At 67.7% G+C, this 19527-nt stretch carries 23 protein-coding genes and 1 riboswitch; of the genes, 17 read left to right on the top strand and 6 right to left on the bottom strand.

The window, feature by feature from the left end:
* Positions 1-131: 131 nt before the first annotated feature.
* The 14 genes from PTT45_RS06585 to PTT45_RS06520 all read left to right on the top strand — a co-directional run bounded on the left by PTT45_RS06585 (position 132) and on the right by PTT45_RS06520 (position 12658).
* On the top strand, positions 132-1028 hold the full coding sequence (locus tag PTT45_RS06585; protein WP_273812210.1) for a peptidoglycan DD-metalloendopeptidase family protein: 897 nt from the start codon (positions 132-134) through the stop codon (positions 1026-1028).
* 94 nt (positions 1029-1122) lie between these two features.
* Positions 1123-2922 (top strand): sensor domain-containing diguanylate cyclase, encoded by a 1800-nt coding sequence (locus PTT45_RS06580; RefSeq protein WP_273812209.1) that lies wholly within the window; start codon positions 1123-1125, stop codon positions 2920-2922.
* 225 nt (positions 2923-3147) lie between these two features.
* A riboswitch (guanidine-I (ykkC/yxkD leader) is annotated at positions 3148-3252 on the top strand.
* A gap of 46 nt (positions 3253-3298) precedes the next feature.
* Positions 3299-4306 (top strand): ABC transporter substrate-binding protein, encoded by a 1008-nt coding sequence (locus tag PTT45_RS06575; RefSeq protein ID WP_273812208.1) that lies wholly within the window; start codon positions 3299-3301, stop codon positions 4304-4306.
* Positions 4307-4353: 47 nt separating this feature from the next.
* Positions 4354-5379, top strand: coding sequence for a fatty acid desaturase family protein (locus tag PTT45_RS06570; RefSeq protein ID WP_273812207.1), 1026 nt, complete (start codon positions 4354-4356; stop codon positions 5377-5379).
* 2 nt (positions 5380-5381) lie between these two features.
* A complete protein-coding gene (locus PTT45_RS06565; protein ID WP_273812205.1) occupies positions 5382-6155 on the top strand; it encodes an SDR family NAD(P)-dependent oxidoreductase in 774 nt (257 codons plus the stop codon).
* Entirely contained in the window at positions 6155-6904 is a 750-nt protein-coding gene (locus PTT45_RS06560) for an SDR family NAD(P)-dependent oxidoreductase (RefSeq protein WP_273812204.1), read from the top strand. Before PTT45_RS06565 ends, PTT45_RS06560 begins: the two co-directional genes overlap by 1 nt.
* Position 6905: 1 nt before the next feature.
* On the top strand, positions 6906-7793 hold the full coding sequence (locus PTT45_RS06555) for a DMT family transporter (protein WP_273812203.1): 888 nt from the start codon (positions 6906-6908) through the stop codon (positions 7791-7793).
* Entirely contained in the window at positions 7790-8554 is a 765-nt protein-coding gene (locus PTT45_RS06550; protein WP_273812202.1) for a creatininase, read from the top strand. Before PTT45_RS06555 ends, PTT45_RS06550 begins: the two co-directional genes overlap by 4 nt.
* Positions 8551-9177, top strand: coding sequence for a cysteine hydrolase family protein (locus PTT45_RS06545; RefSeq protein ID WP_273812200.1), 627 nt, complete (start codon positions 8551-8553; stop codon positions 9175-9177). Before PTT45_RS06550 ends, PTT45_RS06545 begins: the two co-directional genes overlap by 4 nt.
* Positions 9174-9926 (top strand): hypothetical protein, encoded by a 753-nt coding sequence (locus PTT45_RS06540; protein WP_273812199.1) that lies wholly within the window; start codon positions 9174-9176, stop codon positions 9924-9926. Before PTT45_RS06545 ends, PTT45_RS06540 begins: the two co-directional genes overlap by 4 nt.
* Complete coding sequence (locus tag PTT45_RS06535; RefSeq protein WP_273812198.1) at positions 9923-10759, top strand: ABC transporter permease; 837 nt, start codon at positions 9923-9925, stop codon at positions 10757-10759. Before PTT45_RS06540 ends, PTT45_RS06535 begins: the two co-directional genes overlap by 4 nt.
* Before the next feature lie 5 nt (positions 10760-10764).
* Positions 10765-11607, top strand: a complete 843-nt coding sequence (locus PTT45_RS06530) for an ABC transporter ATP-binding protein (protein ID WP_273812197.1) — start codon at positions 10765-10767, stop codon at positions 11605-11607.
* 111 nt (positions 11608-11718) lie between these two features.
* The gene (locus tag PTT45_RS06525) at positions 11719-12195 is read left to right on the top strand and encodes a DUF2569 domain-containing protein (RefSeq protein ID WP_273812196.1); all 477 of its coding nucleotides are present in this window, start codon (positions 11719-11721) and stop codon (positions 12193-12195) included.
* A gap of 79 nt (positions 12196-12274) precedes the next feature.
* A complete protein-coding gene (locus tag PTT45_RS06520; protein ID WP_273812195.1) occupies positions 12275-12658 on the top strand; it encodes a VOC family protein in 384 nt (127 codons plus the stop codon).
* A gap of 19 nt (positions 12659-12677) precedes the next feature.
* On the opposite strand, the gene PTT45_RS06515 is transcribed toward PTT45_RS06520, so the two are convergent.
* The 6 genes from PTT45_RS06515 to PTT45_RS06490 form a co-directional block, all read right to left on the bottom strand.
* The gene (locus PTT45_RS06515) at positions 12678-12926 is read right to left on the bottom strand and encodes a hypothetical protein (RefSeq protein WP_273812194.1); all 249 of its coding nucleotides are present in this window, start codon (positions 12924-12926) and stop codon (positions 12678-12680) included.
* A gap of 143 nt (positions 12927-13069) precedes the next feature.
* Positions 13070-14410: a hemolysin family protein gene (locus PTT45_RS06510; protein ID WP_273812193.1), complete on the bottom strand. Its 1341-nt coding sequence runs from the start codon at positions 14408-14410 to the stop codon at positions 13070-13072.
* Positions 14411-14483: 73 nt separating this feature from the next.
* Positions 14484-15737 carry a phosphate regulon sensor histidine kinase PhoR gene (phoR, locus tag PTT45_RS06505; RefSeq protein WP_273812277.1) on the bottom strand — a complete coding sequence of 418 codons (1254 nt, stop codon included), beginning with the start codon at positions 15735-15737 and terminating at the stop codon, positions 14484-14486.
* Between the two features lie 75 nt (positions 15738-15812).
* A complete protein-coding gene (gene phoB / locus PTT45_RS06500; RefSeq protein ID WP_043307681.1) occupies positions 15813-16502 on the bottom strand; it encodes a phosphate regulon transcriptional regulator PhoB in 690 nt (229 codons plus the stop codon).
* An 86-nt stretch (positions 16503-16588) separates the two neighbouring features.
* Positions 16589-17482 (bottom strand): 4-hydroxybenzoate octaprenyltransferase, encoded by an 894-nt coding sequence (gene ubiA, locus PTT45_RS06495; protein ID WP_273812192.1) that lies wholly within the window; start codon positions 17480-17482, stop codon positions 16589-16591.
* 61 nt (positions 17483-17543) lie between these two features.
* A complete protein-coding gene (locus PTT45_RS06490) occupies positions 17544-18092 on the bottom strand; it encodes a chorismate--pyruvate lyase family protein (RefSeq protein WP_273812191.1) in 549 nt (182 codons plus the stop codon).
* 154 nt (positions 18093-18246) lie between these two features.
* On the opposite strand from PTT45_RS06490, the gene PTT45_RS06485 reads away from it, so the two are divergent.
* The 3 genes from PTT45_RS06485 (at position 18247) to PTT45_RS06475 (ending at position 19508) form a co-directional block, all read left to right on the top strand.
* Positions 18247-18414 carry a rubredoxin gene (locus PTT45_RS06485; protein ID WP_273812190.1) on the top strand — a complete coding sequence of 56 codons (168 nt, stop codon included), beginning with the start codon at positions 18247-18249 and terminating at the stop codon, positions 18412-18414.
* Positions 18415-18696: 282 nt separating this feature from the next.
* On the top strand, positions 18697-18969 hold the full coding sequence (locus tag PTT45_RS06480) for an HU family DNA-binding protein (protein ID WP_043307679.1): 273 nt from the start codon (positions 18697-18699) through the stop codon (positions 18967-18969).
* A 140-nt stretch (positions 18970-19109) separates the two neighbouring features.
* Positions 19110-19508, top strand: a complete 399-nt coding sequence (locus PTT45_RS06475; protein ID WP_273812189.1) for a helicase — start codon at positions 19110-19112, stop codon at positions 19506-19508.
* The last annotated feature ends 19 nt before the right edge of the window (positions 19509-19527 follow it).

The raw sequence follows: 19527 nt of genomic DNA, 5'->3' as shown, positions 1-19527 counted from the left end.
GATATCGCGGATTTTCCCCGCATCACCCTGCCGATTGCCGCACAGCCCGCGCCGCCAGTGCTCGCGGGGCGTAGGCGGCGCTGCTAGTCTTGCTCGTCCCGGATACCAATAACCAATAAATCCGCGAAGTTATGCTAGGGCGTTCATTCATTCTCTGCGCACTGCTGCTGGCCGCGAGCCAGGCCAGTGCGCTGACCATCTACAAGTATGTCGACAAGCACGGCACGGTGACCTATAGCGACAAGGCCGTGCCCGGTGCCCAGGTGTTCGTGTTCCGCGACCGCATGGTGGAGAAGCTCGACAACCTGGTGAAGCTGGAAACCAAGAAGCACGACGCCGGCGAGACCCTGGTGCTGCGCAACGACCTGTATGCGCCGGTGGAGATCGAGTTGAGCCTGGATCGCCTGGTCAATGTCTCCGGCGCGCCGGACGGCCCGATCCGCTGGGTGCTGCCGCCGCGCAGCCACATCCGCCTGACCACCCTGGCGCCGCTCGATCCGGCCCAGCCCATGCGCTACAAGCCCAAGCTGCGCTACGCCATGGGTGACCCGCGCCTGCAGCCGCTGCTGTTCCGCTACCCGCTGCCATGGCTGGGCGGGCCGTTCAAGCTGACCCAGGGCGCCAACGGCCAGTACAGCCACTTCACGCGCAAGGGTCGCTACGCCATGGACATCGCCATGCCCGAGGGCACGGCCATCGTTGCCTCGCGCAGCGGCGTGGTGGTGAAGACCGAGAACCACCAGAGCGGGCGCGGCAACAACCCGTCAGGCAACTATGTGCGCATCCTGCACGACGACGGCACCATGGGCGTCTACCTGCACCTGATGCGCGGCTCGGTGGCGGTGCGTGAGGGCGAGCACATCGAGGCCGGCCGGCAGATCGCCCGCTCCGGCAACACCGGCAACAGCACCGGCCCGCACCTGCATTTCGTGGTGCAGCGCAACGTCGGCCTGGCCCTGGAATCCATCCCCTTCAACTTCGCCCAACCGGTCGACAGCCTGCCCAACTTCGCCCTGGGTGGCGAATAGTCGTACTGGCGCATTGCCCGTTTAGCGGCAATGCTGGACGGACTGGCGCCTGTCGTCCTCCTGTGTGGCGTCGAGTTGAGGGATCGACCTGCCCGTGCGTTCATTCATCCTGCTGTTCTGCCTGCTGACAACGCTGGCCTCGGCCAGCCCGCTGCAACTCGCTGATGATCATCCGGTGGTGCGCCCTGCGCCGTGGCTGGAGTACCTGCTGTCGGAGCAGGAGCTGGATTACCCTGCAGCCGCCCGCGCCGAGGGCTGGCGCGCACTCGGCGGCCGCTCGCTGAGCCTGGGCTACCAGGCGCATCCGGTGTGGGTACGCCTGGCCCTGCACAACACCTCCGCGCGTGACGACTGGCGCCTGCTGGTCGAGTGGCCGATCCTCGACCGCGTCGAACTGCGCCTGTACGACCCCGCCACCGACCACTGGGGCCCGCTGCTGCTGGCCGGCGACCACCTGCGACTGAGCGCCTGGGCCGAGCCAGGCCGGCAACCGCTGTTCCCGCTGCAGATCGAGCCCGGCGAGCAGCGCTGGGTGTACCTGCGCCTGCACAGCAAGGAGTCGGTGGTGGCGCCGATGCAGGTGCTCACGGCCGAGGCCTACCAGGCCCAGGAGATGGACCAGCGCCTGCTGCTGGGACTGTTCTTCGGCGCCATGCTGGCGGTGCTGCTGTACAACTCCAGCCTGTACCTGTTCACCCGCCACCCCAGCTACCTGTGGTACAGCCTGTACCTGCTCGGCGTGGTGATCTACGAACTCAGCCTGAGCGGTTTCGGCGTGCTGCTCCTGTGGCCGGAGCTGGGCCGCCCGGCGGGGCTGATCTACGCCGGCTCGGCGCTGTGGAGCTTCCTCGCGGCGACCATGTTCGCCCGCGTGTTCCTGCGCATCCCGCGCTACGGTGGCTGGGTGCTGTGGGCCAACAATCTGCTGCTCGGCTACTGGCTGCTGGCGATTGCCCTGCTGTTCCTCCACCCGCAATGGCTGGTACTCCTGGGCACGCCGGCGGTGGCGCTGTTCAGCTGCGTGCTGGCGCTGGTCACCGCGCTCAGCCTGTGGCGCCGTGGCAACCCCTCGGCGCCGCTGTTCGCCTTGGCCTGGGCGCTGCTGATCGTCTGCACCGCGGTGCACGTGGCGGCGCTGCAGGGCGCGCTGCCGATCAACCAGTTCACCCTGCGCAGCCAGACCTTCGGCTTCTTCGTCGAATTCATCCTGCTGTCGATCGCCCTGGCCGACCGCATCAACCGCGAGCGGGCGGCGCGCATTCAGGCCCAAGACGCGTTGCTGACGGAACGTGAGCTGAGCCTGGCGGCGCAGCGCGGGGTCAACGAGGAGCTCGACCGCCGCGTGCAGGAACGCACCCAGGAGCTGGAGCAGGCGCGCCACGAGCTGGAGCGCGCCAACGGCGAGCTGACTCGGCTCAGCTACACCGATGCGCTGACCCGCCTGCCCAACCGGCGCCAGGTCGACGAGCAGCTGCCGCTGCTGGGCAGCGACGAGCTGGCGGTGCTGATGCTCGACATCGACCACTTCAAGCGCATCAACGACAGCTACGGCCACCCCTTCGGCGACCGCTGCATCGCCGCCGTCGGCGAGGTGCTGCGCCAGCAGGTACGGCGTAGTGGCGACCTGGCCGCGCGCTACGGCGGCGAGGAGTTCATCGTGCTGCTGCGTGGCTGCGCGCGACCGGCCGCCGAGCGCATCGCCGAGAGCATCCGCGCCAACGTCGAGGCGCTGCGCCTGGAGCACCAGGGCGAATCGGTCGCGCTCACGGTCAGCGTCGGCCTGGCCCATGGCGCGGCGGGCGGCTACGCCGTCGAACCGCTGGTGGCCGAGGCGGATGCCGCGCTGTACGCGGCGAAACAGGCCGGGCGCAACCGAGTCGGCGGCGCGCACTGAAAGCAGGCGCCTGCCAGCCCGTGGTGCGCCTGCGCGCGGCACAGGCCCGCTGCAGAGCCCGCTGCTGAGCCATGGCAGAACCCGCAAGTCACTGAAAGCCGGCGATTTTCTGATCGCTCGCGGCGGCCTGGCACCGGACTTGCAAAATCACCCTCGAACGGGATGAGTCACCCGCGCCGGCAGCAGTCGGCTGGCGCTCATGACGCTTGGCACATTGGAGTTGCACCAGAGGCGAACTAGGGTTCCGGTCCACAGACAGTGGATGGCTGGTCCGAGAGTTTTCCGGCCCTAAGGATCAGGGCTACACGGCGGGAGAAAAGCCCGGGAGACGTGACGTCATCCCGTGCCTGAATTCCAAACGTGTAGGAGCAATGCCATGAGCCTTTCGCTGTCCCCGCGTTCGCTGCGCAAGACCCTGTTCGGTGCCTGTTTCGCCACCTTCGCCGCGGTCCTGCCGTTCTCCGCCCAAGCCGTCGAACAGATGAAGATCGGTACCGTGGTCTGGGCCGGTTATGCGCCGTTCTACGTCGCCGATGCCCTCGACCTGTACAAGGCGCACGACCTCAAGGTCGAACTGCAGTTCTTCAACGACCCGGCGCTGATTCCCTCGGCCATGCTTGGCAGCGCTCTCGACGGTGGCATGCTGACCTACGATCAGGTGGTCGGCGGCGTGGCCAAGGGCCTGGCGCACAAGGTGGTGATGCCCATCGACTTCTCCAACGGCGGTGATGCCATCGTCGCTGACAAGTCGATCGCCTCGGTGGCCGACTTCAAGGGCAAGAAGGTCGGCTTCAACCCGCTGTCGCCGTCCGACTTCCTGCTGGCCTATGCGCTGAAGAGCAACGGCCTGTCGGAGAAGGACATCAGCCCGGTGAACATGACCCCCGAGGGCATTCCCGGCGCCATGGCCAGCGGCAGTCTGCCGGTGGGCGTGACCTACGAGCCCAACGTGTCGCAGATCCTCGGCATGCCCGGTGACAAGTTCCACGTCGTGTACTCCTCCAAGGACGCCCCGGGCCTGATCACCGACGTACTGGTGTTCGACGCCAAGGTCATCGCCAAGCGCCCGGCGGCGATCAAGGCGCTGATGCAGGGCTACCTGGACGGCCTGGCCTACATGCAGAGCCACCCGGACGAGGCCGCCGCGATCATCGGCAAGGTACTCGGCGTCACCGCCGAGGAAGCCAAGGAGCAGATGAGCGGCGTGTACAACATCCCGCTGGCCGAGATGAGCAAGAACTTCGAGCAGTCCGAGGCCACCAGCTCGTTCTACGGCAGCGGCGCGGTGATCGCCAAGCTGCTCAAGGACAACGGCCAGATCCCCGTCATCCCGGACTTCGCCAGCACCTTCGACGCCCAGTTCGTCGAGGCCCTGGCCAAGTAACCACCAGTGTCGGCGGCGCCTGGCGCCGCCGCCTGCGGAGGACTCCCATGTCTACCCAGCTCTATCGTTACGCCGATGGCCGCCTGCCCAACAGCCTGGCCATCGCCTACGCCCTCGGCGGCTACGCGCTCGGCATCGGCCTGCTGCTGGCCGATGGCTGGCTGCTCAACGCCGCCGGCACCCTGCTGCTCGGCCACGCGATGATCGTCAGCGCCTACCTGATCCACGAATTCGCCCACGGCACCATCTTCGCCAAGCCCAAGCACAACGAGTGGGCCGGCGAAGTCGCCAGCTGGATCTGCGGCAGCTGCTACGCCGGCTTCCAGGACCTGCGCAAGAAACACATGCGCCACCACGTCGACCGCGCCGACGTGATCACCTTCGACACCAAGCTGTTCCTCAACCAGCAGTGCCCGGGATGGCTGCGCAAGCTGGTGCTGGCCGCCGAGTGGGCCTACGTGCCGGCGGTGGAGCTGATCATGCACTGGTACGTGATCGTGCTGCCCTTCATCACCCGCAACGAGAAGCACCGCGCCAACCGGCGCAAGGTGGCGCTGACCCTGCTGCTGCGCTGCGTGCTGTTCGGCCTGTTCGCCGCGGTGTCGCTGAAGGCGGCGATCCTCTACTTCGTGGCCTGGTCGATCATGCTCACCGTGCTGCGCTTCACCGACGCCTATCAGCACACCTACGACGCCTTCGCGGTGCTCGAAGACGGCGGCAAGATCCCCGACGACAAGGTGCGCGACCGCCCCTACGAGCAGATGAACACCTTCAGCAACGTGGTCTCGGTGCGCTGGCCGGTGCTCGACCTGCTGCTGCTCAACTTCGCCTACCACAACGCCCACCACGAGAAGCCGGTGGCGCCCTGGTACCGCCTGCGCAAGCTGCACCACGAGCTGTACGGCGACGCCTACGGCCAGGTGCTGCCGATGCACCTGCTGTTCAAGAGCTTCCACCAGCACCGTCTGCGCCGCGTCATCGATGACGACTACGGCGCGGTCGAGGCGAGCGGCGCGCAGCGCGCCGATGGCTTCTACGGGGCGGTGGGCGTGTCCTTCCTGACGGCGGTGTGACGATGATCGACTATCGCGGCAAACGCGTGCTGCTCACCGGCGCCGCCAGCGGCATCGGCCGTGGCCTGGCACGGGCCTTCGCCGAGGCCGGCGCGACCCTGGAACTGCTCGACCGCAACGCCGAGGCCCTGGCCGCGGTAGCCGACGAACTGGCGCCGCTGGCCGACGTGGCCTGGGCCTGCGTCGAGCTGGCCGACAGCGCCGCCGTGGCTGCCTACGCCGAACGCCGTGGCGAGCTGCCGCTGGACGTGCTGATCAACAACGCCGGCGTCGAATACGCCACCCCACTGGCGGACACCGGTGCCGCAGCCGACGCGCACTGGCAGGCGCTGCTGGACAACAACGTGGCGTCGATGCTGCGCCTGACCCGCGCCCTACAGCACCAGCTGCGCGCCGGCAGCAGCGTGATCAACCAGGCCTCGATCTGGGGCCTCAAGGGCGTGCCGGGCTTCTCCGCCTATGTCGCCAGCAAGCACGCGGTGATCGGCCTGACCCGTTCGCTGGCGTGGGAGTTGGGGCCACGGCGTATCAGGGTCAACGCGGTGTGTCCGGGCTGGATCGGCACCGACGCGGCGATGCGCTCGCTGGCGGTGATGGCCCAGGCCAGCGGCCGCAGCGAGGCCGACGAGCTGGCGCTGATCCTCGCCGCCCAGGCGGTGCCCGAACTGCTCACCCCGGCGGACCTGGCCGGCACCTTCCTGTTCCTCGGCAGCCCGCTGGCCGCGCCCGTCACCGGGCAGGCGCTGTCGGTCAGCCATGGCGAGGTCATGCACTGATGAAAAACCTGGCAGGCAAGACTGCGCTGGTCACCGGCGCCACCCAGGGCATCGGCCGGGCCATTGTCCTGGCATTGGCCGAGGCTGGCGCGACGGTGTGGATCAACCATCTGGACCAGCCCGAGGCGGCTGCCGCCCTGGTCGCGCAGATCGCCGCCGCCGGTGGTCAGGCGCGCGCGGTACAGGCCGATGTCACCGCGCCCGAGCAGGTCGCCGACATGTTCGGCTGGGTGCTCGCCGAGGGCGACCTGGACATCCTGGTCAACAACGCCGGGATCATCCTCGAGCGGCCGTTCCTCGATACCAGCGAGGACGACTGGGCCCGCGTGCTCGGCGTCGACCTGCATGCGGTGTATCGCTGCTGCCGTCATGCCCTGGCGCACATGCAGGCGCGCGGCGACGGCTGCATCGTCAACATCGCCTCGGAGCTCGGGCAGATCGGCCGCGAGCGCTACGCGGCCTACTGCACGGCCAAGGCCGGGGTGATCGGCCTGAGCAAGGCGCTGGCCCGCGAATTCGCCCCGGCCATCCGCATCAACGCGGTGGCGCCGGGTCCGGTGGACACGCCGATGGTCTCGGTGGAGCACATGAGCGCGGAGATGGTCGCCCGCGAGGTGGCGATTCCCGCCGCGCGCCTCGGCCGTCCCGAGGAGATCGCCGCCGCCGTGTGCTTCCTGGTCTCGGCCGAGGCCAGCTTCTTCCATGGCCAGACCCTGGGCGCCAATGGCGGCGCCTGGATGGGTGGCTGAGATGCGCTCCCTCTTCAGACCTGAGCTGGTCCTGTTGCTCGGCGCCAGCTTCTGGGGCCTGGGCTGGCTGCCGCTGGAACACCTCGCCGGCCAGGGTCTGCGCGGCATGCCGGTGGTGCTCTACACCTACGGCCTGCTGTGCTTGCTGGCGCTGCCGCTGCTGTGGCGCCAGCGCGCCGCCTGGTGGCCACAGCGCCGCGCGCTGACGGTGATCTGCCTGTGCGGCGGCTGGGCCACTGCCGGGCTGGTCGGCGCGCTGTCCGAGGGCGACGTGGTGCGCGCCATGCTGCTGTTCTACCTGGCGCCGGTGTGGGGCCTGCTCGGCGGCTGGCTGCTGCTCGGCGAGCGGCTCAGCGCCGTGCGCGTCGGCGCCCTGGCGCTGGCCATGCTCGGCATCGCCCTGACCCTCGGCATCAGCGCCGATACCTTCCGCCCGCTCGGCGCCAGCGACTGGCTGGCGCTGTCCGCCGGCCTGGCCTTCGCCTGCAACAACCTGGCGACCCGCGCCGCCGACCGCGTGCCGCTGGCCAGCAAGGCGGTGGTGGCCTTCGTCGGCGCAGCCTTGCTCGGTGGCCTGTTCTGCCTGCTGCAGGGCACCGCGCTGCCAGCGACCAGCCCCGGCCTGTGGGCGCAGATCGCCCTGTTCGGGGTGTTCTGGCTGCTGGCCATGAGCGCCGCGCAATACGGCTTCAGCCACGTCGAGGCCAGCCGCGCGGCGGTGCTGGTGGTGATCGAGCTGGTGGTGGCGGTGCTCACCGCCGCCTGGCTCGGCGAACGCGAGCTGGGCCTGCGCGAATGGTGTGGCGGCGCCCTGGTGCTGATCGCCGCGCTGCTCGCCGAGCGGCCGAGCCGACCTTCTTCTTCCGTTCTCTGTGAGGCCAAGTCATGACCGTACGCATGGACCAGCTCAGCTGGGTCGAATACGCGCGCCGCGTGCGCGAACTGTCGCCGGTGGTGTTCCTGCCCTGCGGCGCCACCGAACAGCACGGCCCGCACCTGCCGCTGGGCACCGACGCGCTGCTCGCCAGCGCCATCTGCGAGGACGTCGCCGCACGCGTCGGCGGCCTGGTCGCCCCGGCGCTGTCCTACGGCTACAAGTCGCAGCCCAAGTGCGGCGGCGGCAACCATTTCTGCGGCACCACCAGCCTCGACGGGCAGACCCTGATCGCCCTGGTGCGCGACGCCGTGCGCGAGTTCGCCCGCCATGGCGTGACGCGCCTGGTGCTGGTCGACGGCCACTACGAGAACCAGTGGTTCGTCACCGAGGGCATCGAGCTGGCCATCCGCGAGCTGGGTCCGACCAGCAAGCTGCAGGTGATGCGCCTGGAGCACTGGGACTTCTGCACCGAGCAGACCCTGGCCGATGTGTTCCCCGCCGGCTTCCCCGGCTTCGCCCTGGAGCACGCGGCGGTGATCGAGACCTCGCTGATGCTGCACTACCTGCCCAACCTGGTGCGCCTCGACCTGATCCCGGACGAGGCGCCGGCGGACTTCCCGCCCTACGACATGTACCCGAGCCGTACCGAGTGGGTGCCGCCGTCCGGCGTGCTGTCCTCGGCCAAGGGCTCGACGGCGGAGAAGGGCGCACTGATGGCCGCCGATATCGCCGGCGGCATCGCCAGCGCGGTACGCAAGGAGTTCGCCCTGTGAGCACGGCCTTGATCGTGATCGACATGCAGCGCGACTTCTGCGCGCCGGGCGGCTACGCCGACCGAGCCGGGCTCGACGTCGGCCGCCTGCGCGAACCGATCCCGGCGATCCAGCGCCTGCTGACCGGCGCCCGTGCCCGTGGCCTGCTGGTGCTGCACACCCGCGAGGGTCATCGCCCGGATCTGTCCGACTTGCCTGAACTCAAGCGCCGCCGCGCCGAGGCCGCCGGCGCGCCAATCGGTGGGCGTGGCCCGCTCGGCCGCCTGCTGGTGCGTGGCGAGTTCGGCCACGACCTGATCGACGAGCTGCGCCCGGAGCCGGGCGAGCCGGTGATCGACAAGCCCGGCTACAGCGCCTTCGCCGCCACCGACCTGGAGCTGCTGCTGCGCAACCGCGGCATCACCGATCTGATCATCACCGGGGTGACCACCGAGGTCTGCGTGTCCTCGACCCTGCGTAGCGCGGTGGACCTCGGTTATGCCTGCACTCTGGTCTCCGACGCCTGCGCCTCGGCCGACCCGGCGCTGCACGCCGCCGCCCTGGCCATGGTCGCGGTGGAGGGCGGCATCTTCGGCCGCGTGCTGGACAGCGCTGCGCTGCTGGCCGAGTGGGAGGGCCTATGAACGCCGTACCCGAGCATTATTTGGGCGTGTGGCAGCGCACCCTGCTGACCACCACCGGCGGCGTGCACGACACCAGCACCGCCGTGTACTGGCTGCAGACCGCGCGCCTGTTCGCCGACCTGCGCATTCCCCAGCCGGCCCCACAGGATGCTGCCGGGCGCGCGCTGCAGGCCGGTTTCGCCGGCATCACCGCCATCGACGGCGAGATCTGCCAATGGCACCGGGCGATCGACTTCCAGCCGCCCAATGGCCGCGATGACATCGGCCGCATGCGCTTCGAGCGCGCCGACTACCTGCTCGAGGACGGCCTCGACGGCAGCTACCACGAGGTCTGGGAGCGCCTGCCGGAATCGCTGGGACGCAACTGGGGCACCTGGCTGGCGGCGGAAGACGGCCGTCAGGGCTGCCTGCTGCTGGCCGGCGACTGCTTCCTGTTTGCCGCCGGACGCCCGCAGGCGCTGCCGCCGGCCGAGTCGCTGAGCGCGCTGCTGGAAGGTGGCGATGCCGAGGCCCTGCTGGCCTTCGAGCTGTCCTTCGGCCGCCACCAGGGCGGGCGCACGCCTTGGGCCATCGAGCTGTCCACCCTGGCCGGTCGTGCCGGCCAGGCTCTGTTGCCGGCGACGCTCGCACCCGATGCGCTCGACGCCGACCTGAGCCCCGCGCTGCTGGCCGAACTCGGTGCATTGCCGCCGCCGGGTGGCTGGCAGCGTAGCGAGACACCCGTGTTCGCCGAGGAGGTGACGCCATGACCGCCCATCAACCCTTGCCTGAGAGCCGCGCCGTGGCCAGGCCGCCGCGCGTGCGCTGGTGGATCATCCGTGGCGAGCTGCCGCGTGGCGCGATCTGGGGCCTGGCCGCCGCCGGCCTGCTGCTGCCGCTGCTGCTGTGGTGGCTGGCCAGCGCCGCCGGAATCTCCAACCCGATGTTCCTGCCCGGCCCGGATGCGGTGCTGGCGCGGGTTGGCCGCTGGTGGAGCGAGGAGGGCCTGCTCGCCGATATCGGCATCAGCGTGTACCGGGTCATGGCCGGCTTCGCCGCTTCGGCGCTGATTGCCCTGCCGATTGGCCTGTACATCGGCACCTACCGCCCGGTGCAGGCCTTCCTCGAGCCGCTCACCGACTTCATCCGCTACATGCCGGCGGTGGCCTTTATCCCGCTGATCATGCTGTGGGTTGGCATCGACGAAGGCTCCAAGGTGCTGATCATCTTCATCGGTACCTTCTTCCAGATGGTGCTGATGGTCGCCGAGGACGTGCGCCGCGTACCCATGGCGCAGATCGAGGCGGCGCAGACCATGGGCGCCTCGCGCGGCGAGATCGTCAAGCTGGTGATCCTGCCGTCGGCGCGCCCGGCGCTGCTCGATACCCTGCGCATCACCTGCGGCTGGGCCTGGACCTACCTGGTGGTCGCCGAGCTGGTCGCCGCCAACTCCGGCCTCGGCTACGCCATCCTCAAGGCGCAGCGCTACATGCACACCGACAAGATCTTCGCCGGGATCATCCTGATCGGCATCATCGGCCTGCTCACCGACCAGGCGTTCCGCTGGCTCGGCCGCGTGGCCTTCCCCTGGATGAAGAGGTAAGCGCCATGAGCGAGAGCAAGATTCAGATCCGTCACGTCGACAAGGTGTTCAAGAGCAAGGGCCGCGAAGTGCAGGCGCTGCAGGACGTCAGCCTGGACATTCGCGCCAACGAATTCATCACCTTCGTTGGCGCCTCCGGCTGCGGCAAGTCGACCCTGCTGCGCTCAATCGGCGGCCTGGAACAGCACAGCGCTGGTTCGATCCAGGTCGAGGGCGCGCCGATCCTCGGCCCCGGCATCGACCGCGCCATGGTGTTCCAGCACTACAGCCTGTACCCCTGGCTGACGGTGATGGACAACATCAAGTTCTGCCGCCAGCTCAAGGTGGTCAGCGACACCGTGCGTGGCGATGCCGACGTCGAGGTGGCCAGCGGCCGCGCCGATGCACTGCTCAGCCTGATGGGCCTGTCGGCCTTCGCCAGGGCCTATCCCAACCAGCTCTCCGGCGGTATGCAGCAACGGGTGGCGATCGCCCGCGCGCTGATGCCCAAGCCGCAGATCCTGCTGATGGACGAGCCCTTCGGCGCGCTGGATGCGCAGACCCGCGAGGTCATGCACGACCTGATCCGCCATGTGCACCGGCTGGAGAAGAGCACCATCCTGTTCGTCACCCACGACGTCGAGGAAGCCATCTATCTCGGTGGTCGCGTGGTGCTGATGGCGCCGCGCCCGGGGCGCATCGACACCATCTACGAGGTGCCGCTGCCGACCGAGCGCAACCAGGACATGAAGCTCGCCCCCGAGTTTCTAGCGCTGAAGAAGGAGATCCTCGGCCGCATCCGCGAGACCTCGGGGATGAACACCGACCTGGAACTGCTGGAGCAGCTGACCCGCACCGTGCCGGCGTGAGGTTGGTGCGGCGCTGGGCTTTTCTGCCGCCAACGCATGCGCTAGCGTGGCGGCCGCTGCAGCGAGCGGCGCGAAGGGCGCGCCAGCCATGCAGCCTGGCAGGGATGCAGCATGAGTACAGAAAAGAATCTCGAGGGCCTCGGCGGCTGGCTGATCCTGGTCGGCCTGGGACTGATCATCGCCCCGTTGCGCATGCTCTACGAGTACGCGCCGCTCTACATTGGCCTGTTCGAGGACGGCACCTTCGCCCTGCTCAGCACGCCTGGCACGCCCGAGTACAACGTCTACTTCGCGCCGCTGATCTATGCCGAGATCGTGCTCAACACCGCGCTGGTCTGCGCCTGGCTGGCCGCAGGCGTACTGTTCTTCACTCGCCGGCGCCTGTTCCCCCGGTTGTACGTCGGCATCCTGCTGATCACGCCAGTCTTCATCACGGCCGATGCCTATGCCTTCCTGCTGGTGGCCCCGGACGAGCCGGTGTTCGACCCGGCCACCAGCCTGGAGCTGATGCGTGCGGTGATCCCGGCGCTGATCTGGGTGCCGTACATGCGCGTGTCCAAGCGCGTCCGCGCGACGTTTGTCAGGTAGTCCGCCACGGCGGCTACCGATTTATCCACCGGCGAAACTGCGCTAGCGTCTGGCGCACCCTTACCAAGGAGCTACACCGATGATTGGTTACGTGATGTTGGGCGTTGCAGATCTGAACCAGGCACGCGAGTTCTACGACCCGCTGCTGGCCATGCTGGGTGCTGTTCCCGGCGAGTGGAGCAACGAGCGCAGCACCTTCTACGTCAGCCAGCCGGGCAAGCCGATGTTCGCCATCACCCTGCCGTACGACGGCCAGCCGGCCAGCGCCGGCAACGGCAGCATGGTCGCCCTGCCGTGCGCTTCACCGGCGCTGGTCGACCAGGTCTACGCCTGGGTGCTGGAGCACGGCGCACGTGACGAAGGTGCGCCGGGCGAGCGCGGTGGCGAGGGCAGCGGCTTCTACGGCTGCTACTTCCGCGATGCGCTGGGCAACAAGCTCTGCGTGTTCCACTACGCGCCCTGAGAGGGCGCGCTTCAACGCCTCAGTGCAGCACCAGGCCGTGGTCCAGGTGCTGATCCACCAGCCATTTGCCGTGCGCCAGGGCGGCGTGCTGGGCGCTGTCCAGTTCGGCGAGGAAGCGCTGGTTCAGTGGTAGCGACAGCCTCCGGGTGGTCTGCCCGTCGGGCAGGGTGATCTCGCAGGCGGCCGCCCAGGGTGTGGGAATGCCCGGGTGCTCGACGACGGCGGCGCGGATGGCGTGGTTGCGATGGGTGCATTGCAGGGTGGTCATGGCGTGTACCTCCAGCTGGCCGCCAGGCCCGCAGGCCCGAATTCGCAGCGTGAGTGTCGGTTTCACCATAAGGCAGTCGGGCGCGGCCGGCGCCGCTACCTGACGAAGGGCACCGGACCCGAGCGGGCCGGTGCAGTCGGCATTCAGTCCAGCTTGAGGACCTTGGCCAGGACGATCTTCGGGCCCTTCATCTTCTTGATGATGATGTGCAGGCCGTCGGTTTCCAGCATCTCGTCCTCTTCCGGTACCCGGTTGAGGCTCTCGTAGACCAGGCCGGCCAGGGTTTCGGCCTCGATATGGTCGAGGTCGACGCCGAGCAGGCGCTCGATCTTGAACAGCGGGGTGTCGCCGCGTACCAGCAGCTTGCCCGGCTGGTAGGCGAGCACGCCGCGTTCGGCCTTGTGGTGCTCGTCCTGGATATCGCCGACCAGCACTTCCAGCACGTCTTCCATGGTCAGGAAGCCGACCACCTTGCCGTCGGCCTCCTCGACCAGGGCGAAGTGCGCGCCGCCCTTGCGGAAGGTCTCCAGCAGCTCGGACAGCGGCATGTGCTTGGTCACCCGCTCCAGCGGGCGCATCAGCTCGGCCAGGTTGAACTTGGACGGCAGCATCTCGAACAGCGACAACTGCAGCAGCAGGTCCTTGATGTGCAGCACGCCGACGAAGCTGCCGCTGGTCTCATCGAACACCGGGTAGCGGCTGAACTTGTGGCGGCGGAACAGGGCGAACACCTCGTCGAGGCGTGCGTGCAGCTCCAGGTAGATCAGGTCCTCGCGCGAGTTGGCCCAGTCCACCACTTCCAGCTCGCCCATCTCCACGGCCGAGGCCAGTACGCGCATGTCCTGGTCGCTGGGGTCGCGGGCGCGGCTGGAGTGGAGGATCAGCTTCAGTTCGTCGCGGCTGTAGTGGTGCTCGTGGTGCGGCCCCGGCTCGCCTTGTCCGGCGATACGCAGGATGGCGTTGGCGCTGGCGTTGAGCAGGTAGATGGCCGGGTACATCAGCCAGTAGAAGGCGTACAGCGGCGCGGCGGTCCACAGCGACAGCAGCTCGGGTTTGCGGATCGCCCAGGACTTGGGCGCCAGCTCGCCGACCACGATGTGCAGGTAGGAAATGATGAAGAAGGCGAAGAAGAACGAGATGCCGTGGACCAGCTTCTCCGAGTCCAGGCCGAGCATGCTCAGCAGCGGGGTCAGTAGTTCGGCGAAGGCCGGCTCGCCCACCCAGCCGAGGCCGAGGGAGGCCAGGGTGATGCCCAGCTGGCAGGCCGAGAGGTAGGCATCCAGCTGGTTGTGTACGGTACGCAGGATGTGTCCGCGCCAGCCGTGCTTCTCGGCGATGGCCTCGACCTTGGTCGAGCGCAGCTTGACCATGGCGAACTCGGCGGCGACGAAGAAGCCGTTGAGCAGGACGAGAAAGAAGGCGAACAGCACGAGGCCGAGATCGGCGAAGAGTGCAGAGGTAGAGAGGCTACTGGAAGGGTCCATTGGGGGCTGGGGCTGGCAAAAGATCGCTACAGGGTGGCGGCTGCCATGGGCGATTGCAAGCGACAGGCGCGCGCTATTCGCGCACGCTCAGTTGCTGGGGCGGGAAATGGCAGGTGAAGGTGCTGCCCTTGCCGACCACGCTGGCGATATCCAGGCGGGCGCGGTGGCGCAGCAGCACGTGCTTGACGATGGCCAGGCCGAGGCCGGTGCCGCCGGTGTTGGAGGCGCGGCTGGAGTCGACCCGGTAGAAACGCTCGGTCAGCCGCGGCAGGTGCTTGGTCTCGATGCCGATGCCGCTGTCGGCCACGCTGAAGTGCCCGCCTTGCTCGTCGGCCCACCAGCGGATGCGGATCTCGCTGTCTTCGGGGCTGTACTTCACCGCGTTGAACACCAGGTTGGAGAGGGCGCTGCGCAGTTCCGCCTCGCTGCCCTTGAGACGCACCTGCTGGTCGGCCTCCAGCTTGATCCGATGGTTGCGGTTGCCGGACAGCGCCTGGGCGTCGTTCTTGATGCTCAGCAGCAGCAGGTCGACCGCCACTGGCTGGTTGTCCGAGGGATAGTCGGTGGCTTCCAGCTTCGCTAACAGAAGCAGGTCATTCAGCAGGTTCTGCATGCGCGAACCCTGCTGCTGCATCTGCTGCAGGGCGCGCAGCCAGCGCGGATTCACGTCCTCGACGTTGTCCAGCAGGGTCTCCAGGTAGCCGGTGATCACCGTCAGCGGTGTGCGCAGCTCGTGGGAGACGTTGGCGACGAAGTCCTTGCGCATCTGTTCCAGCTGGTGGATGCGGGTGACGTCGCGGACGAACATCAGGTGTTCGTTGTTGCCGTAGCGGGTGATCTGCATCTGCAGGCGCTGGCGATCGTTGATCGGCGACGGCAGCTCCAGGGCTTCCTGGTACAGGCCGGCGTCGAAGTATTCCTTGAAGCGCGGATGGCGTACCAGGTTGGTGATCGACTGGCCGCTGTCCTGCGGGGTCTTCAGGCCCAGCAGCTGCTCGGCCGCTCGGTTCCACCACTCCAGGTTGCCGTCGGCGTCGAGCATGATCACCGCATCGCGCAGGGCCGCGGTGGACTCCTGCACGCGGTCGATCACCGCCTGCAGGCGGCCGCGCACGCGCTGGTCACGGCGTTGCAGGTGGTAGATGTTGTCGAACACCTCGCCCCACAGGCCGTAGCCTTCGGGCGGTGCCTCGTCGGGCTGGCGCTCGCGCAGCCAGCGATGCAGGCGCAGCAGCTGCTTAATGTGCCACAGCAGGTAGCCACCGAGGCCCAGTACCAGGGCCCAGGCGTATTCGCCGCTGATCAGCCCGAGCACGCCGCAGAACATCAGCAGCAGCAACAGATGGCGGCCGATGGCGCCACGCCAATTCTGGTTCACCGGGATGCGTCCTTACCGGGGGGATCAGCTCTTGGTGGAGAAACGATAACCGGTGCCGCGCACTGTCTGCACCAGGTTTTCGTAGGCTTCGCCGAGGGCCTTGCGCAGGCGGCGGATATGCACGTCGACGGTACGCTCCTCGACGTAGACGTTGCCGCCCCAGACCTGATCGAGCAGCTGGCCACGGGTGTAGGCGCGCTCCTGGTGGGTCATGAAGAACTGCAGCAGACGGTATTCGGTGGGGCCCATCTCGGCCGGTTTGCCGTCGATGGTCACGCGGTGGCTGATCGGGTCGAGCAGCAGGCCGCCGACTTCGATCGGCGCCTCGCCGTCGCTCGGGCCGGTACGGCGCAGCACAGCCTTGAGGCGGGCCACCAGCTCGCGCGGCGAGAAGGGCTTGGTGATGTAGTCGTCGGCGCCAACTTCCAGGCCCTGGATCTTGTTGTCCTCTTCGCCCTTGGCGGTGAGCATGATGATCGGGATGTCGTCGGTCAGCTCGTCACGCTTGAGGCGGCGCGCCAGTTCGATACCGCTGGTTCCGGGGAGCATCCAGTCGAGCAGGATCAGATCCGGCTTGCGGTCGACGATCAGCGCGTGCGCCTGTTGGGTGTTCTCCGCTTCCAGGCAATCGTAGCCGGCCATCTCCAGGGCCACTGCGATCATCTCGCGGATAGGAGCTTCGTCATCAACGATCAGGATGTTCTTGCCAACCATGGACCGAGCCTCGGGTCGTCTGTATTGCGCCGCATTAGATAACGGAATTATTGCAGCGATGTGACAAGCCTGCGGCAGCCATCGATCTAGCGCAGCGCGTAGTCGATGACGATGCCGAGCAGAATCGCCAGTCCGGCCCAGTGGTTGTGCAGGAACGCGGCGAAACATTTCTGCGGGTCACGCTCGCGGGTGTACCAGAACTCCCAGGCGAAGCAGGCGGCTGCGCCGAGCAGGCCGAGCAGGAACCAGATGCCCAGACCGAAGCGCGCGCCGGCCATGGCCAGGCACAGCAGCGCCAGGCCCTGTAGGGTGAGGATGATGACGCGGTCGGCGTCGCCGAACAGGATGGCGGTGGATTTCACGCCGATCTTCAGGTCGTCCTCGCGGTCGGTCATCGCGTAGTAGGTGTCGTAGGCCACCGTCCATAGCAGGTTGGCGATGTACAGCAGCCAGGCCTCGGGCGGCGGCAGCTCGCCGGTCACCGCGCTGAAGGCCATCGGCATGCCCCAGGAGAAGGCCGCGCCCAGCACCACCTGCGGGTAGTAGGTGTAGCGCTTCATGAAGGGGTAGCAGGCCGCCAGGGCCAGGCCGCCGAACGACAGCAGGATGGTGGTGAGGTTGGTGAACAGCACCAGCACGAAACTCATCGCCACCAGCACGGCGAACAGGATCAGCGCCTCGCGCGGGCTCACCCGGCCGTCGGCCAGCGGGCGGGCCTTGGTGCGCGCCACATGGCCGTCGATATTGCGGTCGGCATAGTCGTTGATAACGCAGCCGGCGGCGCGCATGAACAGGGTGCCGAGCACGAAGATCAGCAGCAGCTTGAGGCTCGGCACGCCCTTGCTCGCCACCCACAGGGCCCACAGGGTCGGCCACAGCAGCAGGTAGATGCCGATGGGCTTCTCCAGGCGCATCAGCTGGACGAAGTCCCAGGTGCGCGGGTGGACGCGATTGAGGGCGAGCAGGAAGGATTGGTACATCGACGATGTCTCCGGGCCAGGTGTGCCGATTATATGGGCAGGCGCGCGGCGAGGGCGGCGTCTAGTTCTCGGCCGTGTGAGACCAGAAGCTCGGCAGGAAGACTTCGGCCACCAGCACGCCGAGTGCATCGCGGCGGAAGCACGAGCGGCGCCCCCAGAGCTGTTCGGTGCGTACCTCGGCCGGCAGCCAGGCCGCCGGGTAGCGGCAGGCCTGCAGCTCGCCACGGGCGAAGGCGCGGTCGCTGAACAGCAACTCGCCGAGCGAACGGCTGCCCAGCTTGCCGAGGTCGAGGCCGGAGCCCTCCAGGGCCTGTCGCGCCGCCACGCTGCGGGCGAACACCCAGGGCTGGCCGGCACCGAGCAGGAACACCTCGCGGACCCAGCCCATGCTACCGGCCGGCACCTGCAGGGCGGTGCACTCGTCGGCGCGCAGCACCTGCCAGCCCTGCTGCAGTGGCTGCACGGAGAAGCGCTGCTGGCTGAGGGCGGTGAGGCGGCGGGTCAGCGACTCCTGGTTGAACAGCCAGTCACGCAGCAACGGCGCGGGTACCGGATGCAGCTGGGAGGCGCTGAGCCAGCGCGGCGGGTGGGCGAGGACGGAGGAGGGCACGACAACGGCTTCGACTGCCTGGGAAGGCCGCGAGCTTAACACAGCGGTACCGGTCGTCCGGCACTTGCACATGGCGGCGCATGCCAGTAAAAAGCCTGCTGATTTTTTGACCAGGGCGCAGCGTCCGCAGAGACGGCCCACGATGAGGTAGAGCATGAAGAAGTGGCAATGTGTGGTCTGTGGTCTGATCTATGACGAGAGCCAGGGCTGGCCTGACGACGGCATCGAGCCGGGCACCCGCTGGGAAGACGTGCCGGCCGACTGGCTGTGCCCGGATTGCGGCGTGGGCAAGGCCGACTTCGAGATGATCGAAATCGCCTGATAGCCCCTGCTCCGAGGCTTCGCAGCGGCGGCCCCAGGGCCGCCGCTGGCGTTTTGGGGAAGGGGATGCGGAGCGTTGATCAGCTTGTGGCTGAAATGACGGTTGTTCTGTCGCTATCGCCCTGATTTCTGCCGTGCAAACTGCCCGGCAGCACTGGCGCAGTCCCGGATGGCGTGCCATTCTCCACCGGTCTGCCGCAGCGCAGAGCCGTTGCGGCGCCTTTGGCGCTGTTCCGGACGGACAGCACGGACACAACAACAACAAACCGTCAAAGAGGCATCTATGCGCAAACCTGAACTCGCCGCGGCCATCGCCGAAAAGGCAGATCTGACCAAAGACCAGGCCAACCGCGTACTCAACGCCGTGCTCGAAGAGATCACCAGCGCGCTGAATCGCAAGGACAGCGTCACCCTGGTCGGCTTTGGTACCTTCCTGCAGCGCCATCGCGGCGCCCGCACTGGCAAGAACCCGCAGACCGGTGCACCGGTCAAGATCAAGGCCAGCAACACCGTGGCCTTCAAGCCGGGCAAGTCCCTGAAAGACGCCGTCAACTAAGCTACTCCCGGCCCGGAGCCGTCAGGCTCCGGGCCACTCCCTCCGCAGTTCCGCGCCAGCCGCTTCCCAGACAGGATGTAGTGTCCTGCGCAAGTCGCTACAATGCGCCGCCGAATCCATCACTCGCGAGGCCGCGCGCCATGAAGTTCCGCTTTCTCCTCTGGATGCTGGGCCGCCTGATGGCCAAGGCCAGCCGTACCAATCCCGAATTCCAGCAGCAGCTAGACGGCAAGGAGCTGGTCTTCCAGTTGCACACCCTCGACGGCAAGGTTGCCCGTCACTACCGCATCAAGGATCAGCGCGTCACCAGCCATGCCGGTGTTGCCAGCGAGCCGGCCTTCGCCATCGGCTTCAAGGATGCGGTCTACGGCTTCGCCACCATGAACGCCAAGAACAAGCAGCTGGCCTTCATGCAGGGCATCCAGAACAAGGACATCCAGATCCAGGGCAACCCGGCGCTGGTGATCTGGTTCCAGGGCCTGCTCAAGCACGTGGTGCCGAAGAAGAAAAAGAAGACCGAGCTCAAGAAAGCGGCCTGAGCCGCTTTCCCGGGCTGGT

The sequence above is a fragment of the Pseudomonas sp. Gutcm_11s genome, from assembly GCF_028649395.1.
In the GTDB taxonomy this organism is placed as follows: Bacteria; Pseudomonadota; Gammaproteobacteria; order Pseudomonadales; family Pseudomonadaceae; genus Aquipseudomonas.
The sequence above is the reverse complement of the archived record's forward strand: the minus strand, read 5'-3'. Positions and strand labels throughout refer to the sequence as shown.